The sequence below is a fragment of the Sphingobacterium sp. HSC-15S19 genome (assembly GCF_050433745.1).
GTDB classification, from domain to species: Bacteria; Bacteroidota; Bacteroidia; order Sphingobacteriales; family Sphingobacteriaceae; genus Sphingobacterium; species Sphingobacterium siyangense.
Genome location: NZ_JBNPWQ010000034.1, coordinates 24,874 through 40,317, shown reverse-complemented (window position 1 = coordinate 40,317; position 15,444 = coordinate 24,874). Strand labels below are relative to the sequence as shown.

Annotated in this window: 17 protein-coding genes and 1 tRNA gene; 4 read left to right on the top strand and 14 right to left on the bottom strand. The window is 38.3% G+C overall.

The window, feature by feature from the left end:
* Positions 1-62: 62 nt before the first annotated feature.
* Positions 63-1,016: an aldo/keto reductase gene (locus L1283_RS22550; protein ID WP_286849507.1), complete on the bottom strand. Its 954-nt coding sequence runs from the start codon at positions 1,014-1,016 to the stop codon at positions 63-65.
* Positions 1,017-1,198: 182 nt separating this feature from the next.
* Here L1283_RS22550 and L1283_RS22545 point away from each other — a divergent pair.
* Positions 1,199-1,278, top strand: a tRNA-Leu gene (locus tag L1283_RS22545).
* 207 nt (positions 1,279-1,485) lie between these two features.
* Here the strand turns inward: L1283_RS22545 and L1283_RS22540 are convergent.
* The 10 genes from L1283_RS22540 to L1283_RS22495 form a co-directional block, all read right to left on the bottom strand.
* Positions 1,486-1,905, bottom strand: coding sequence for a c-type cytochrome (locus L1283_RS22540; RefSeq protein ID WP_120335886.1), 420 nt, complete (start codon positions 1,903-1,905; stop codon positions 1,486-1,488).
* A gap of 91 nt (positions 1,906-1,996) precedes the next feature.
* Positions 1,997-2,383 carry a hypothetical protein gene (locus L1283_RS22535; protein ID WP_088161542.1) on the bottom strand — a complete coding sequence of 129 codons (387 nt, stop codon included), beginning with the start codon at positions 2,381-2,383 and terminating at the stop codon, positions 1,997-1,999.
* A gap of 43 nt (positions 2,384-2,426) precedes the next feature.
* On the bottom strand, positions 2,427-3,083 hold the full coding sequence (locus L1283_RS22530; protein ID WP_088161543.1) for a DUF1345 domain-containing protein: 657 nt from the start codon (positions 3,081-3,083) through the stop codon (positions 2,427-2,429).
* Between the two features lie 11 nt (positions 3,084-3,094).
* Positions 3,095-3,907, bottom strand: a complete 813-nt coding sequence (locus tag L1283_RS22525; protein ID WP_145330076.1) for a hypothetical protein — start codon at positions 3,905-3,907, stop codon at positions 3,095-3,097.
* Positions 3,908-3,965: 58 nt separating this feature from the next.
* Positions 3,966-4,955: an LLM class flavin-dependent oxidoreductase gene (locus L1283_RS22520; protein WP_286849503.1), complete on the bottom strand. Its 990-nt coding sequence runs from the start codon at positions 4,953-4,955 to the stop codon at positions 3,966-3,968.
* A 46-nt stretch (positions 4,956-5,001) separates the two neighbouring features.
* A complete protein-coding gene (locus L1283_RS22515; protein WP_145330074.1) occupies positions 5,002-6,189 on the bottom strand; it encodes a THUMP-like domain-containing protein in 1,188 nt (395 codons plus the stop codon).
* Positions 6,190-7,452, bottom strand: a complete 1,263-nt coding sequence (locus tag L1283_RS22510) for an aspartate kinase (RefSeq protein WP_286849501.1) — start codon at positions 7,450-7,452, stop codon at positions 6,190-6,192.
* Between the two features lie 23 nt (positions 7,453-7,475).
* Complete coding sequence (locus L1283_RS22505) at positions 7,476-8,225, bottom strand: DUF3298 and DUF4163 domain-containing protein (RefSeq protein WP_158638952.1); 750 nt, start codon at positions 8,223-8,225, stop codon at positions 7,476-7,478.
* A gap of 63 nt (positions 8,226-8,288) precedes the next feature.
* Positions 8,289-8,741 carry a GNAT family N-acetyltransferase gene (locus L1283_RS22500; RefSeq protein WP_145330068.1) on the bottom strand — a complete coding sequence of 151 codons (453 nt, stop codon included), beginning with the start codon at positions 8,739-8,741 and terminating at the stop codon, positions 8,289-8,291.
* Positions 8,734-9,426, bottom strand: coding sequence for a YggS family pyridoxal phosphate-dependent enzyme (locus L1283_RS22495; protein ID WP_145330066.1), 693 nt, complete (start codon positions 9,424-9,426; stop codon positions 8,734-8,736). The genes L1283_RS22500 and L1283_RS22495 overlap by 8 nt, the downstream gene beginning before the upstream one ends.
* Positions 9,427-9,499: 73 nt before the next feature.
* Here L1283_RS22495 and L1283_RS22490 point away from each other — a divergent pair, with 73 nt between their 5' ends.
* From L1283_RS22490 to L1283_RS22480, 3 genes are all read left to right on the top strand, one after another.
* On the top strand, positions 9,500-10,270 hold the full coding sequence (locus L1283_RS22490; protein ID WP_088161551.1) for a DUF4296 domain-containing protein: 771 nt from the start codon (positions 9,500-9,502) through the stop codon (positions 10,268-10,270).
* Positions 10,271-10,291: 21 nt separating this feature from the next.
* The gene (locus L1283_RS22485) at positions 10,292-12,661 is read left to right on the top strand and encodes an endonuclease MutS2 (RefSeq protein ID WP_286849497.1); all 2,370 of its coding nucleotides are present in this window, start codon (positions 10,292-10,294) and stop codon (positions 12,659-12,661) included.
* 63 nt (positions 12,662-12,724) lie between these two features.
* Complete coding sequence (locus L1283_RS22480) at positions 12,725-13,381, top strand: MgtC/SapB family protein (protein ID WP_075994794.1); 657 nt, start codon at positions 12,725-12,727, stop codon at positions 13,379-13,381.
* Positions 13,382-13,409: 28 nt separating this feature from the next.
* Here the strand turns inward: L1283_RS22480 and L1283_RS22475 are convergent, their stop codons facing one another.
* From L1283_RS22475 to gdhA, 3 genes are all read right to left on the bottom strand, one after another.
* A complete protein-coding gene (locus L1283_RS22475; protein ID WP_232475781.1) occupies positions 13,410-13,775 on the bottom strand; it encodes a hypothetical protein in 366 nt (121 codons plus the stop codon).
* On the bottom strand, positions 13,753-13,998 hold the full coding sequence (locus tag L1283_RS22470) for a hypothetical protein (RefSeq protein ID WP_075992612.1): 246 nt from the start codon (positions 13,996-13,998) through the stop codon (positions 13,753-13,755). The genes L1283_RS22475 and L1283_RS22470 overlap by 23 nt, the downstream gene beginning before the upstream one ends.
* Positions 13,999-14,100: 102 nt before the next feature.
* Entirely contained in the window at positions 14,101-15,432 is a 1,332-nt protein-coding gene (gene gdhA, locus L1283_RS22465) for an NADP-specific glutamate dehydrogenase (protein WP_075992613.1), read from the bottom strand.
* Between the last annotated feature and the right edge of the window lie 12 nt (positions 15,433-15,444).

Genomic DNA, 15,444 nt, shown 5'->3' with positions numbered 1-15,444 from the left:
ATTGAAGTGTTTTTAATATTCTTATTTTCAGTGTGTTAAATTGTTTTTCCCTTGCTTTTAGTCTAGTAAGAGCTTGCTTTGTCCAAGAGAAAACATTCTTTCGGCGTCAGTTTGATTTCTACAGCTCTACTGAGTTCCTCGAGCTGTTGGATACTGGTTGCACTTACAATAGGCGCCGTAACTGAAGGCCTGTGTAGACTCCAGGCTAAGGCGATAGCTGACATACTAGCTTGTTGTGTATGTGCTATCTCAGCCAACACATCTAAAATGCGCAGGCCACGCGCGTTAAATTTGTCTTTTAATGCATCGTAACGCTTAGTCTCTTTGATGTCTTCAATAGATCGGTATTTGCCCGATAGGAAGCCACTGGCAAGTGAATAGTAACTGATTACGCCCAAATGATTATCAATGGCCAATTGTTCATACTGCTCTTCGTATTTCATACGGTCGTAAAGGTTATATTCAGGTTGGATAGCGATATAATATGGTAAATTGTGGTCTTCGGCCATTTGGAGGGATTCTGAAATACGTTCTGGACTTAGGTTTGAAGCACCGATCCATTTTATTTTTCCATTCTGGATCAGGTGATGATAAGCCTCCAGTGTTTCATCGATTCCAGTTGTCAGATCATCGTGATGAGATTGATAAAGATCGATTGTGTCTACGTTCAATCGCAGGAGTGAATCTTCCACAGATTTAATAATATACTCTTTTTTAAGATTAGGTTTACTATTGTCTATTCGACGTCCGCCGACTTTTGTTGCAATCTGAATTTTATCGCGAATATCTCTTTTGCTGATCCATTTGCCAATGATTGTTTCTGATTCGGACCCACTGTGACCCGGGACCCAATGTGAATAGTTGTTGGATGTATCAATAAGACTGAATCCCATATCGATAAAAGCATCTAACAGGGCGAAAGACTGTTTCTCATCGACGGTCCAGCCAAATACATTTCCACCAAAGACAAGAGGTTTGAATTCAATTTCACTGTTTCCGAGTTTTACTTTTTCCATGATCATTTGATTGTTTACTGATTAAAATTACGTAAAAAAGGCCATTTTCAATCAATTGATAGGGCATTGAAAAGTTTTTTTAAAATTTTCTCATTCATTTTCAGCGAGTTTTAAAAATGCGCGTTATGGTGATTTGGAATAATAAAAACTTTGCTTACTTTTGCATCATCCCAAACGGATATGCCCGGATGGCGGAATTGGTAGACGCGCTGGTCTCAAACACCAGTGGGAAACCGTGCCGGTTCGACTCCGGCTCCGGGTACTAAAGCTTCTCAATCGGGAAGCTTTTTTTATTTACTTACTTACTGCTTTTTATACTTAGTTTAAGGTAGTTTTGCGTGGTTCCTTATTCATTTCCAAAACTAATGGCTTTATTCTTCTACTTTTTAGCTTTCTCCATTAAAATGTATTAGAAATAAAAAACACCACAATACAGTGTATTATGGTGTTACATGAATATGTGGTTTGATTAGTTTTTTGCTAAGACCATTTCTGGTTCTTCTTTTCCGCCATGACAGGTTTTGCAGGAAATAGCTTTGGCAGGCGAGCTATCCCAACTACGATTAAAATACTTTTTGTTTATCTTTTGGGTCATCTTAATCATCGCTCGTCCAATTTCTTTTTTGTGGTTATCGTCACTTGCAAAATCCATTTTTTTAGGATCCTCTTTTGATGGTGCATGACAGAAACCACATTTTACGCCCAATGCAACGTTAAATTCCTTCATGGTGGAAATCAATTCATCGTGGGAGATATTCTTGGGAAGAACTTTTAGATTGGTTGGTTTTGGTTCTTCCTTAGGTTTTTCCTGTTGGAAACTGAATGCACTCAAAGCAAGCGCAATAGCCAACACCGATGCAATCGTACCTAATTTATTTATTTGTTTCATTTCTCTTTTCCTTTATGCTTAACTAAATATAGGGAGAAAGCGATAATTTTCAAATAGAAAATGAAGTTAATATGACAATTTAGATTGATTATTATTTACGTACTGCATCCGTAACGTTCCAGCTTTGACTATTGGACTGGTAGTTAATTGTCAGCATTTTCCCCTCAATCGTCACGTTTTTTAAGCCGGTGGTGTCGGAAGAGACCCAGGTGCTATCATTTGTTTTATTTAATACAAAGTCTGTAATATTCGGAATGCCTGTATAAAATTCAATTTTATAGGTGTTTCCGCTCACTTGTAAAACACGTATCAAACGATTATCCCGATCCACATCCAATGAATTATCCTGATATTGAACACGGCCTATAAAGCTGCCGGAAGCCCCTGCAGATCCGTCCCCTGTGTTATCTTTTTTTGCACATGAGGTGATTAGAATAATAGATAAACTGAGCGCAGCTAAAGGGATGAACAATTTCATGTGTGTAATTTTTGCTCTAAAATAAGACTTTTTGATCGAAAACTCAATTGATTAATCCAGAAATGATATTTATCGTCAATGCAACGACAAATGTATTTAAAGCAAAGGAGAGGAGGCCATGGAATAGCGCTACTCTTCGTATCTTTTTTGAAGAGATTCCAACGTCAGAAACCTGAAAGGTGCATCCCATCACAAATGAAAAATAAGCAAAATCCAAATAATCGGGCTTGTCGTCTCCCGGAAATTCCAGTCCAGTTCCGGCAGCTTTATTTTCATAGTATAAACGGGCGTAATGAAAGGTATATATGGTATGGACCAATCCCCAGGAGGACAGCATGGCTAACATGCAAATAATGATAATATACGCGTCATTTAACTGTTTATCCTTACTTGATATAATAATCATCAATACCGAAACAAAACAGCCTATGGTCACTAGGATGATAAATAACGACACGAAGAGACGGCTACCATCCTCTTGCTGTGCTTTCCTGGCAATGGAAGCAATCGGCATTGTGTAGAATGTGTACCAGGATATAGAAATATAGGATACACAAAATCCAAACCAGCATAACATTAAATTAAGCAGCGGAAGGCTTTTGATCGGCGAGAGCAGGTAGATCAACAGAAAGAAAAAGACCGAAATCAGTGCCCTATGGATGGATTGCATCCGATGCAGGTAGTAGCTCATTTTTTCCATTTCAGGTTCAATTAACAGTCAAATTGTTCTTCTGCTTCAAACATCAATGGGTTGCCGTTATTGGACAGAAATAGTAGCATAGCTTCTTCCTCATAATTTTTTGGATTGGAAAAAATAAAATCTAATGCACCATCTCGGTCGATATCCCCAACGAATAGAGTCGACATAAATACGTGGTCATATTGGTCAACCTGAAAAAGTATTTTCTCTTTATTTCGATTACTTGGAATATAAAGCAGCTTGTAATTGGTAACCTCATGAAACACCTTTTCGTGCCCTTTTTCATCTGTTTGTACTTCTGTGGATTTGATAGTTCCCGAGCCCTTAAGCTCGATCTTTTGGTTATTGAAAGAATATGCAACGGATTCTTTTGGCCAGACTTCGGAGTGACTTATTTTAACATGTTCCACAGCACCAGCTTTAAGCCCCTTGAGTTTCAAGAATAACAATGAATTTCTTCGTGATTCAACGCTTTTAGTCACTACTTGTGCGCAATCGTCAAAACCGTCCTTGACCTCATAATCGGCTTTACCTAAATAATATTGACCATTCTCTTCATAGAGATCATACCATTCTTTGTTTAATACTGTTGTAGGATCGTTCTTTTCCCATATACGATAGCTGCGCACTAGAAAAATCTGTCCTTGTGAAGAATCACTTTTAGGAGAAACGAACGATGTAGTGCTATCGCTAGTTGATAGGGCTAAACTATCCGAAGTGTTTGCTGTATCAGGTAAATTTCTGTGCTGTTTTGTAGAGGAGTTTGTACATGCCTGCAGGAAAAATAATCCCAGGATCAGGCTAATGTTAATGGAAATATTCATATACGGTGAATTTTGTTTAAATATATAAAATTCACCGTATATAAAGTAGCTTGGATCCTTAAGCGAGTATTTCTTTCAACAATGATAACGAATGGAGACACTTTTCATCATCAAAGATATAGGAAGTAGCCATGATCTCGTCCACTTTGTGATCGTTTACGAATTTTTCGATTTCCGGAAGAATTTTAGTGCCATCGCCGATAAATGCACAGGAAGCCATACTTTGCACGGCCTGTTCTATCGCCGGAATGCCTTTATAGATAACTTCCTGACTAGGTTCTGAAAGTGGCCTTCTGGTATTTGTCACAATACCGGCGAATAGATTATAGAAGCTTGTTGCCAAAAAATTGGCTTCTTCGGTACTATCGGCAGCAATAACATTTACACAAGAAATGAAATATGGCTTTTCCAAGGCATTAGAAGGAACAAAATTTTGATGATAGATCATGCTTGCTGAGGCAAACTGAGCTGGAGCAAAATGCGTTGCAAAAGCATAAGGAAGACCTAGACTAGCGGCTAAATAGGCACTATCGGTACTTGACCCGAGGATATAAAGTGGGATATCCAGTCCTTCTCCTGGAAATGCACGTACTTTTGCGTCATAGTTGTCTGCACTGAAGTAGCGCTGTAAGTCTTTTACCTCTTGAGGAAATTGAAATGCTGTATTCAAGTTGTTTCTACGTAAAGCCATTGCGGTCAATTGATCAGTGCCTGGTGCACGTCCTAAACCGAGGTCAATACGCCCTGGAAATAAGGTCTCTAAGGTTCCAAATTGCTCTGCAATGACTAAAGGAGCATGATTTGGCAACATGATCCCACCAGAACCCACGCGAATAGAACTGGTATTTGATGCGATATGTTGTATTAGGAGTGAAGTTGCTGAACTGGCAATATATTCCATATTATGATGTTCGGCCACCCATATTCTTTTAAAATCTAATTTTTCTACATGTCGGGCAATCTTAACAGTACGAGCCAATGCGCTCGCTGTATGCTCCCCTTTTTTGATCGGAGCCAAATCCAATGCTGATAATGCTATTTTATCCATACATTAAAATTACGGAGAAGATTTTCGACAATTGTAATGAAAATGTCTATTCTAGCATTCGCTGTGTATGTATGACACTAAATTGATCATTTAGGGTTGTCGTAAAAAAAGAAAAGGAGTTCCCAACGTCCTTGATTTTAAATTTCTTTTTAATCTCTTCTGTTTTGAGCGGGAAATTTTTGGCAATTATCCCTGATTGCAATGATTTCTTGTTTTTCTTGAAATCAGAAAAGGATTCTACCTGTTTTACGATGAATGTTTTACCAGGAAAGTTTTCGATCTTTTGATCGGAAGTGTAGAGATGCGTGTTTTTATGAAGTTTTTTGATGTTAAATAATTGGCCAACCGTTTTAAAGGCCCCGGCTTTGGAGAGAGCAACATCTGGTTCATATAAATAGGATAGTGGTTCGCTATATTCATTGACGAGAGCGCGCTCACTTTCATAGGTGAAGGAGATAACTTGTTGCTGTCCGTGATATAATCTGATGGCATGAACGACGGCGTCACCTTCATAATCTTTTTCTTGCACGAAAATAAGCTCTTTGCAGTCATTTTGTGAGGATACAACATAAACATCTTTTACATGTCTAAGCTGTTGTATGGCAGAAGAGATATCCAATAGTGGTGCAAGTTTGCTAATGATGGTGTTGCTGCGTTGAAAAAAGTCATCCTGCAATTGCACTAAATTAGGTTCACATTCATCCAATAAAAAGACTTTTTTGTTTTGAATTCTTCTCGAAGGATCTAAATAGATGTAATCAAATTGTTTGATTGGATCATTGAGAATGTAATCAACACCGTTAGCGGCAATGATCTGAAGGTTATCTGCTTTCAATACAGCGGCATTATGTTTTGTGATCGCTGCCAAATCAGGATTTAGTTCGCAAGACGTAACCTGTGCAGCCTGTTTTGAGAAGTAAAAGCTATCTACCCCAAAGCCACTGGTGGCATCAATCAAGCGTGTACCTTTTTTAATCAGTGAACTTTTGAATACTGCCGTTGTTTCCGAAGAACATTGCTCCAAGTTAAGCTTGGCAGGAAAATAGATCCCTGGCGTTTCCGCCCATAAGGGAATTTTTGCGCTCGCCCGTTGTCTTCCGTCGAGTTGTGCGGCAAGCTCGGAAGACAATATTCCTTCAAAAGGAGATTTTTTTAATGCAATTTTAGTAGGGGACTCAAGTGCGTTTTTATCTAAAAACTGTTGAATCTCCTCTTGAAGGATCAATGTATTCATTTATATTTTCTTTACGAGAAGCTGACAGGTATATGTATCCTTTAATTCACTAATAACTTGCTTATCAACCAAAACGCGATCAATTGTTTCTTGATTGTAATAACGAATTGTAATAAGTTCGAGTCCGGATTCATGTTTGACTTTGAACCTTTGCTCCAGCTCATTGATTAAGTCCACCAGATTTTTTCCTGTATCATCTACTGCAACGGTGAAATTGATAGCTGTGTTGTGCATCATATTGATTTTGATACGATGCTCGTAGAATAGATTGAAGATATCTCTTAAATTATCTTCCACGATAAAAGAAAAGTCCCTTGGAGAGATTGAAACAAAAATTTGATTTACCTTGAATATGAAAGAAGGGACAGGTAATGTTTGATTCGTACTTTTTATCATAGTACCCGGAGAATCGGGGTCGACAAAGGAACGTACGTTCAATGCGATTTTCTTATTCTGTAATGGTTTGATGGTTTTAGGGTGAATGACCGTGGCACCATAATAAGTGAGTTCGATGGCATCTGTATAGGATAACTCGGGAATTAGCTCGGTTTTCTCAAACCATTTTGGATCGGCATTAAGTACACCAGGAACATCCTTCCAAATCGTTACATTTTCAGCATTCAAACAAGAAGCAAAGATCGCAGCCGAATAATCGGAGCCTTCACGACCCAAAGTAGTTGTGAAATTTTCAGAGGTAGATCCCAAAAAACCTTGCGTAATCACGATATATTCGTCAAGTATTGCAGGCAACTCCGTGCGAATTTTTTCTTCAGTTTTATTCCAGTCTACAACTGCTTCGCGATACGTATTGTCTGTGAATATATAATCACGCGCATCGAGCCATTTTACCTTTTCACCAATAAAAGCAACATAAGCTGCCACAATCTTTGTCGAGATAAGTTCACCCATCGATACAATTTGATCGAAAAGATAATCATATGAATCTTGAGGTTCCTCCTCTAAAATCCACTCGATCTCCACAAAGCAGTTAGAAATCTCGTCAAATATAGGGTGTTCAGCGTCAGGAAATAATTCTCGAAGAATATGAAAGTGAAATTCTTTGGCCTCTTCCAATGTCTGAAATTGGTTGCCAGTATTGTTAAAATATTCTTTGGTCAATTTTTCTAGAAGGTTTGTTGTCTTTCCCATCGCTGATATGACAACTAACAAGGCTTCGCCCTTGTATTTTGAAATAATCCGCGCTGAATTTCTGACACTTTCTGCATCCTTTACTGATGCGCCCCCAAATTTAAAAACCTGCATTTATTTATTAGTTTAGTTGATTGCTAATTGATACTATTGATATAATGTAATCCTTTGTCAGAAATCAAATGTTTGAATGTCGTGTAGGGAATACGTAATTCTGTATTTCCCTCTGCATAGGATTTGATCTCATACACGTTATAATAAAATAGAATATCGTCCTTTTCAAACGTAAAATTATCTGCGAGCGAAAACCTACCATCTTCAAAAAAATACTTTCCACTTAAAGAATCGTCCGCGCTTAACCCTTCTTGTTTGCGGAAATATTGCTCAGCGATTTTGACAAATTTATCTTTATTCTCTTTCTGAATAATGTCATCAATCATAATCTGTTTGTTTGACTGTCTATCGAAGTTTGAATAGAGGGTGAAGTGGTCCCCATGTGCACCGCCCGTGTATTCGTCCTGCTTTGTTCTTAGTCCCAAAAAAACAGGAGTATTGGCGATCACATCGACCTGTAGATCCCGGTTCCAGGTTGCAGTGGATTTGCCGTTATTATCCTCCACATATTCATTGTAAGAATTAATAAAACGATGGGCGGCCTCCTGCATACTTGTGTCGCCTTCGAGATGAACAATATTGGTGATAAGTTCATTAATTTTATCTTCTTGAAAAACAGGGTATTTTGCGCGAAAATACGTTGTGTCCAATCGATCATCTTCTTTAAGAAAATAATTGCTATGCTCATCTATGCTTTTTTGACTATAGGAGAGTGTGTCCGTGAGCTGTGCCGCTATAGCGGCCTTTTTGTGGTCATCGCAAGCAGATAGCAAACAGCTGATAACTAATATTATTAAAGAAAAGTAAAATCGCATTGAATAGATTATCTCCGTTATTTAATAAGTGATTGACACATTGATCCATTCGGCATCAAAGTTTGCTTTATATTTTTCATAAAACTTTATAGCGGGTTCATTCCAATCGAGGACTTGCCATACCATGCCATGGAATCCACATTGTTTGCCGTAAGCTAAAGTTTTATCAAAAAGCAGTTTTCCTATCCCTAAACCTCGCATGCTTTCGGTGACAATCAGATCCTCCAAATAGAGTCTTCTGCCTTTCCACGTTGAATATCGGACATAATATAATGAAATTCCGACAATTTCGCCATCCACTTCAGCAACGAATGCGCCCCAAACGGAATTCTTTCCAAAGCCTGCATCTTTAAATTCTTCAAGTGATACTGTGACTTCGTCTGGTGCTTTTTCAAAAATAGCCAATTCTTTAATCAGCTCAAGCATTTGTGGGCAATCATTGTCGATAGCCTCTCGTATGGTTGCTTTAATCATTGTTTTTGAAGTGCTTAATTACTCTTTTACCAAATATTGTGCTTCCGATGCGTACCATTGTTGAACCTTCTTCAATCGCCAGCTTATAGTCTGAAGACATCCCCATGGAGAGAATACAGAAATATTCTTCTTTCCGGTAAAAACTTGTCTTAATTCCATCGAATAACATTTTTAACTCATAGAATTCAGCCTTAATGACTTTTTCTTTATCCGTATTGGATGCTATGCCCATTAAGCCACAAATTCGAATATTTTTTAATTCGAGAAACTCGTCGTCGCGAAGAAGCTCAACTAGCTCGGCATGGTCGAAACCAAATTTTGTTTCTTCTTCTGCAATATATACTTGCAACAAACAGTCGATTGTACGCTTCGCTTTCTGAGCATGTTTGTTAATCTCCTTTAATAATTTTAATGAATCAACTGACGCAATTAAGCTGATGAATGGTGTAATATATTTAACCTTATTTGTTTGAAGGTGGCCAATCATATGCCACTGAATATCTTTAGGTAAAAGCGCTGCTTTCTCTACTAATTCTTGAACATGATTCTCACCAAAGATACGTTGTCCTGCCTCATAGGCTTCCATAATGTCCGAATTGGATTTTGTTTTTGAAACTGCTACAAGTTGTACCCCAACAGCCTCGGTTTCCAATCTTAACGTTTCTAAATTACTAGCAATACTCATTTCCGATATAGTTTTGATGATGTAAAAAGTGCCAAATGTCGGTGCTTTTTGTAAATTTGTACAAAACTACGAAATGCTACGATTAATACTGAATCTACTTGCAGTGATTTTTTTATTTGGTTCTTGTGTCGGAACTGGGGAGAAAGATATTATCTCTCAAAGTAAGTTTGTGGATGCCTTGACAGAAATTCAGCTGACAGACTCTTATCTTAATATTTTACCCATTGATAGTGCACGTAAAGTGATGTTGCCTTTGTATCAAGTGACCTTTGATAAATATGGATTGGATTCGATTTCTTTTCGAAAGAACTTAGACTATTATGGTAAGGATGCTGAAGTAATGTCTGCGATTTATAAAAAAGTGGAGGATAATTTAACGAAGGAAAATAAGATTTATGCAGATATAGAACGGAAAAAACAAGATTCAATTCGAACGCGTGATTCAATCCAGAATATGCGTCTTCAAGATAGTACCAATCGTGTTATGCGTGCACAACAGGCTTATCAGGAACGAATTGCAGCACTTATCCATTATCTGCCAAATAAGACGAAATTCAACTTTAGGGAAGCTTCTTCCTTGTTTAATACCAGTGTTCAAACAAAGACTGGTATAAGCTTGAATGGCTATCTCATGAACCAGTTGTCGGTCGGTAATTCAAATTTACCAATTGAATCACCTTCTCCACAGAAAGATACAGCTTCCCAACTGAAAACACCTGGTACTTCAGTCAAGGATACTGTTGTGACACAAAAGCATGTGGAGCCACAATTACCAACAAATGAATTGGAAAAAAGACCAATTCTTACGCCGCCGCAGCATATCAAGCCGCCGACGAAACTTTAACCATCAAAGAATATAATTTCTATGGTATATCCAATAAATGCAATTGATAAACTCGGGTTTTCCGAGATAAAAGATAAAATAAAACAAAAATGCCTAAGCGAGTCGGGGCGTGAGTTGGTTGAAAAAATTCAACCTCAAACTCGGTTTGACCAAATCGACCGGTTTCTAAGACAAACCAGCGAGTTTAAGGATCTTCTATTGAATGATGGCGCATTTCCGGTTGAAAATTTCTTTCCGCTTCGATCTATTATTGAGAAAGCTCGGGTAGAGGGGACATTTTTATTCGAGGATGAATTCTTTCGGGTATTATTATCCCTCAAGACTGTCTACGCGATTATTCGTTATTTTAATGAACGGGAGGGACTCTATCCCAATCTAGAGGTATTATTTGAACATTTACCGATCGAGAAGGGAATTATTCGCGATATTGAAATGATCATTGATGAACGTGGAAAGCTTAAAAATAATGCTTCTCGATTATTGTTGGAAATAACCCAACAGATTCAACGAGCGGAACAGGAGGCACTTAAACGTATCAATAGTATCTTTAAGAGCGCACAGGACAGTGGCTGGACAGCGGACGGGAATCTGACGATACGGGATGGAAGGCTCTGTATTCCTATTCTTGCGGAAAATAAAAGAAAGCTCAAAGGTTTGATTCATGATGAATCAGCTACAGGACAAACAGCTTATATAGAACCTGAAGAAGTATTTCAGTTAAATAATAAGATTAGGGATTTAGAGTTTGAACGTAGACGTGAGGTCATCCGTATTTTAGTGGAGCTAACGGACAAGGTCCGACCACATATTCCGCTATTGCTTTCCTATCATAGCCTATTGACCAAAGTAGATTTTGTGCGTGCGAAAGCACTTTTTGCTTTGGATATTGAGGCGGAGATGCCGGAGTTATCGAAGGAGGCCGAGATTAATTTGGTCAATGGTCGACACCCGCTTCTATTGCTGAATCAGCATCATACTGTTGTTCCGTTGAATATTCAAATCGATAATATTCAACGCATTATTGTTGTCTCAGGACCGAATGCAGGAGGGAAATCTGTATGTATGAAAACGGTTGGCCTGTTGCAAATCATGGTGCAATCGGGCTTATTAATACCAGCGGAACCGACAAGTAAAGTCGGTGTTTTTAAGCAAATATTTGCAGATATAGGCGACGATCAATCCATTGAAAGTGATTTAAGTACATACAGCGCGCATCTGTCCAAGATGAAATATTTCACGGAATTTGCAAACGGGCGTACTTTGGTACTGATCGATGAGTTTGGAACGGGTACTGACCCTTTGTTTGGAGGACCTATTGCTGAGGCTGTATTGGAATCACTTAGCAAAAAGCAAATTAGGGGAGTTGTGACAACACACTATTCAAATCTTAAAGTTTTTGCTAGTAACACGACGGGTTTGGAAAATGCTTCAATGTTATTTGACAATCGCGAAATGAAACCGATGTATATCCTTCAAATTGGCAAGCCAGGAAGCTCTTATGCTTTCGAAATCGCGCAGAAAATAGGATTAGGTAAGGATATTCTGGAATCTGCTAAAAGTAAAATTGGTGTTCAGCAGAAGAAAGTAGATACACTATTGATCGATCTTGAACGAGAGAAGAAAGAGGTGTTTGATACAAAAATTGCTATTAATAAGCGCGAGAAGGAACTGGAGTCGATTAAATCGGAGTATTTGGAATTGCAAAGTTATTTGGAAGAAAATAAGCGCGTGATTTTGAAGAAGGCGAAAGAGGAAGCGCAGCAGATTATTAAAAGTTCGAATAAGTTAATCGAAAATACCGTAGCACAGATCAAATCTGCAAAAGCGGATAAAGAGAAAACACGTGAGTTGCGCAGCAATTTGGATCAGGCACTTCAAGCTGTTCTCCCCAAAGAGCAAAAACCAGCAAAGCAAATCGTCAAAGAGAAAACACCTGAATCCACTGTATTAAATATTGGGGATTGGGTGCAGATTATTGATAATGGTGCTGAAGCGCAGATTGTCGAAATTGCAAAGAACAACCTTATTCTTGCCATGGGTGAATTGCGTACTGTTCAAAAGCGAAAGAATGTCGTTAAACTCGAAGGTCGGGAAGGGAAGAAGTCCGCAAAAAGCCTGTCAAAATCACTGTCTTCTGGTAGTGTTGCTGATTTTAAACCAGAACTTGATTTAAGAGGCATGCGCACAGAAGACGCACTGAATGAATTAGAACGTGTTCTGGATCGGGCCGTCATGATAGGTTACCCATCGTTAAAAATTATTCATGGTAAAGGTGATGGTATTTTGCGCAAATTTATTCGCGACTACCTCCGTAAATATAGCCATGTAAGCCGTTTTGAGGACGAGCATCAAGATCGTGGGGGCGATGGTATAACATACGCTTATCTATAGCCTATATTGCATGGAGCTGCGAATGTTTGGAGTTCCATGTTTCATCTTTCTGCAAAGTTTAGTATGGAGAATATTATTAACTTTTTGACTAGTGAGCCTTTGTTAAACGCGATCACTTCAATTCTGTGTGGCAGTTTAATTGGTTTTGAACGTGAGTATAGGAATAAATCTGCTGGATTTCGAACGGTAGTACTTATTTGTTTCGGTTCGGCGATGTTTACTATTGTCTCCTGTTTGTTTATTGGAAATAGTACGGATCGCGTAGCTGCAAATATTGTGACTGGTATAGGCTTTATTGGCGCTGGTGTGATCTTTAAAGGCAAGCTATCGGTCAGTGGTCTCACAACGGCGGCCGTTATTTGGGCGACAGCTGGTATTGGAATGTTTGCCGGATTGGGGCAACTGGTTTATGCCATTTCCTTTGCTGTCTTTATGGTGGTAATACTCGCGCTTTTTCAGCGGATAGAAATTCTTCTGGCTCGTTATTACCTAATCCGTTCTCTACACGTGAAATTTAGTTCCAATGAGTTTTATCACTTACATGAGTTTGAACAATTGGCATTGGATTTTAAGATTAAAGCTACTAGACGTGTTATTGAAAAGATCAATGGTAAGTTGGAGGTAATGTATGATATTTCTGGCAAAATGACCGATCTAGATCGTTTTAACCAACAATTGGCAGGTTCATTAGTTATAGATGAGTTTTACTATAACAAATAAACACATCTATAACTAATTTCAGCATAGCTTAGGTTGTTTCTTTACCTCCAAAAGTAATCAAAACCATGCCTGAAATAATGACAAACATACCTAGTACTTGCTGCCAGCTCAATGAACTTTTAAAATATAGCGCCATCGCCAACTGGACGGTCAAAAACGTACCGCCAGAACATAAGGCAATTACGATGGGTTGAGAGACATTTTTAAATAACTGTACAAGAAACCAACTTGCTGATAAAAGAATAATGTTTCCAATAATTAAAGTTGTCCATTTATACTTCGGATGTACCCCGCCAAGTTTAAATAGGATAGATGAAATAATTTGACAGGCCCAAAATGCCACAAAATAGATATAGTTCAGCATAGATTTTTTATTCGTATCTACTATAAGCATTGTTAAAAGATTGGCGCATCGAAGCGAATTGATTGATCACACTCTTTAGAAATTCTTCGTCGAGTAAATCAAATACCCCATTTACACCGCCAATTATATCCATTTCTGCAATTTTATAGGATTGTTCTAAGTTTCCTTGCTCAAATTTAATAATGAATTTTTGATTCATACCAAAAATTGAAATCTTGCAATCGGGATGGGGGAGTTCAGCTATTAATCTCATGTAAATTTCGTGTTTTTTAAAATTAGCATAAAAATATAAAAAAACGCCCAAATGCAATGCATTTGAGCGCTCAGGATTATGATATGATTAGAAAAAGGCGTGTTATACGATACCTTGTGCTTTCATCGCGTTAGCGACTTTTATGAAACCACCAATATTGGCACCTTTCAAATAATTAACGAATCCACTGTCTTGGCCATATTTCAAACAAGTTTCGTGAATGCTTTCCATAATAATTTTTAAGCGATTGTCAACTTCTTCTGTACACCATTGTGTCCGGATTGAGTTTTGAGACATTTCTAAACCGCTGACAGCAACACCTCCAGCATTCGCGGCTTTACCGGGTGCAAAACTGATTTTTGCGTCTAGAAAAACTTTAATAGCTTCTGCAGTAGAAGGCATATTGGCACCCTCAGCTACGCAGATACAACCATTTGCTACAAGCGCTTTAGCATCCGATTCTTCTAATTCATTTTGTGTTGCACATGGCAATGCGATATCACATTTAAATTGCCAAGGCTTTTGACCAGGTAAGAACTGGGCATTCGGATAACGTGCAGGGTATTGATCGAGGTTTCTTCCCAAGGTAGCCCCAAATGCCATTTTTTCGGCATCAAAACCATCAGGATCATAAAGTGTACCCAAGCTATTTGAAACTGTAATCACTTTGGCACCAAGTTGAACGGCTTTTTCAACAGCGTAAAAGGCTACGTTGCCAGCACCAGATACTGTCGCTACTTGACCTTGTAAAGATTTTCCTTGATATTTAAATATACAGTCAACAAAATATAGAAGCCCATAGCCAGTAGCTTCAGGACGAATATATGATCCACCCCATAATTCACCTTTACCTGTTAGAACACCTGTAAAATTGTTTTGAAGTCGCTTAAATTGACCAAATAGGAAACCTATTTCACGTCCACCAACGCCAATATCTCCTGCAGGAACATCTGTATCTGCACCAATATGACGATAAAGTTCAGTCATAAAGCTTTGACAAAAACGCATAATTTCATTATCTGATTTACCTTTAGGGTCAAAATCAGAGCCTCCTTTACCACCACCAATTGGCAGTCCTGTTAAGCTGTTTTTAAATACTTGCTCAAAAGCGAGGAATTTTAAAATACTTTGATTAACAGAAGGAGCGAAGCGGAGACCGCCTTTATATGGACCGATTGAACTGTTCATTTGAACACGATAACCACGATTTACCTGTACCTGATGGTTATCATCCAACCAGGTTACACGGAAGGATATAATCCGCTCTGGTTCAGTCAGTCTTTCAAGAATCTTTTGGTCGAAAAATTCAGGATGGTTTTCGGTAATATAAGGAAATAAATCCTCGGTAACTTCTTTTACAGCTTGTAAGAATTCTGGTTCATTTGGATTGCGTTTCTCAACGATTGAGATGAACTCGTTAAAATTTTTTGACATGTTTTAATTAGT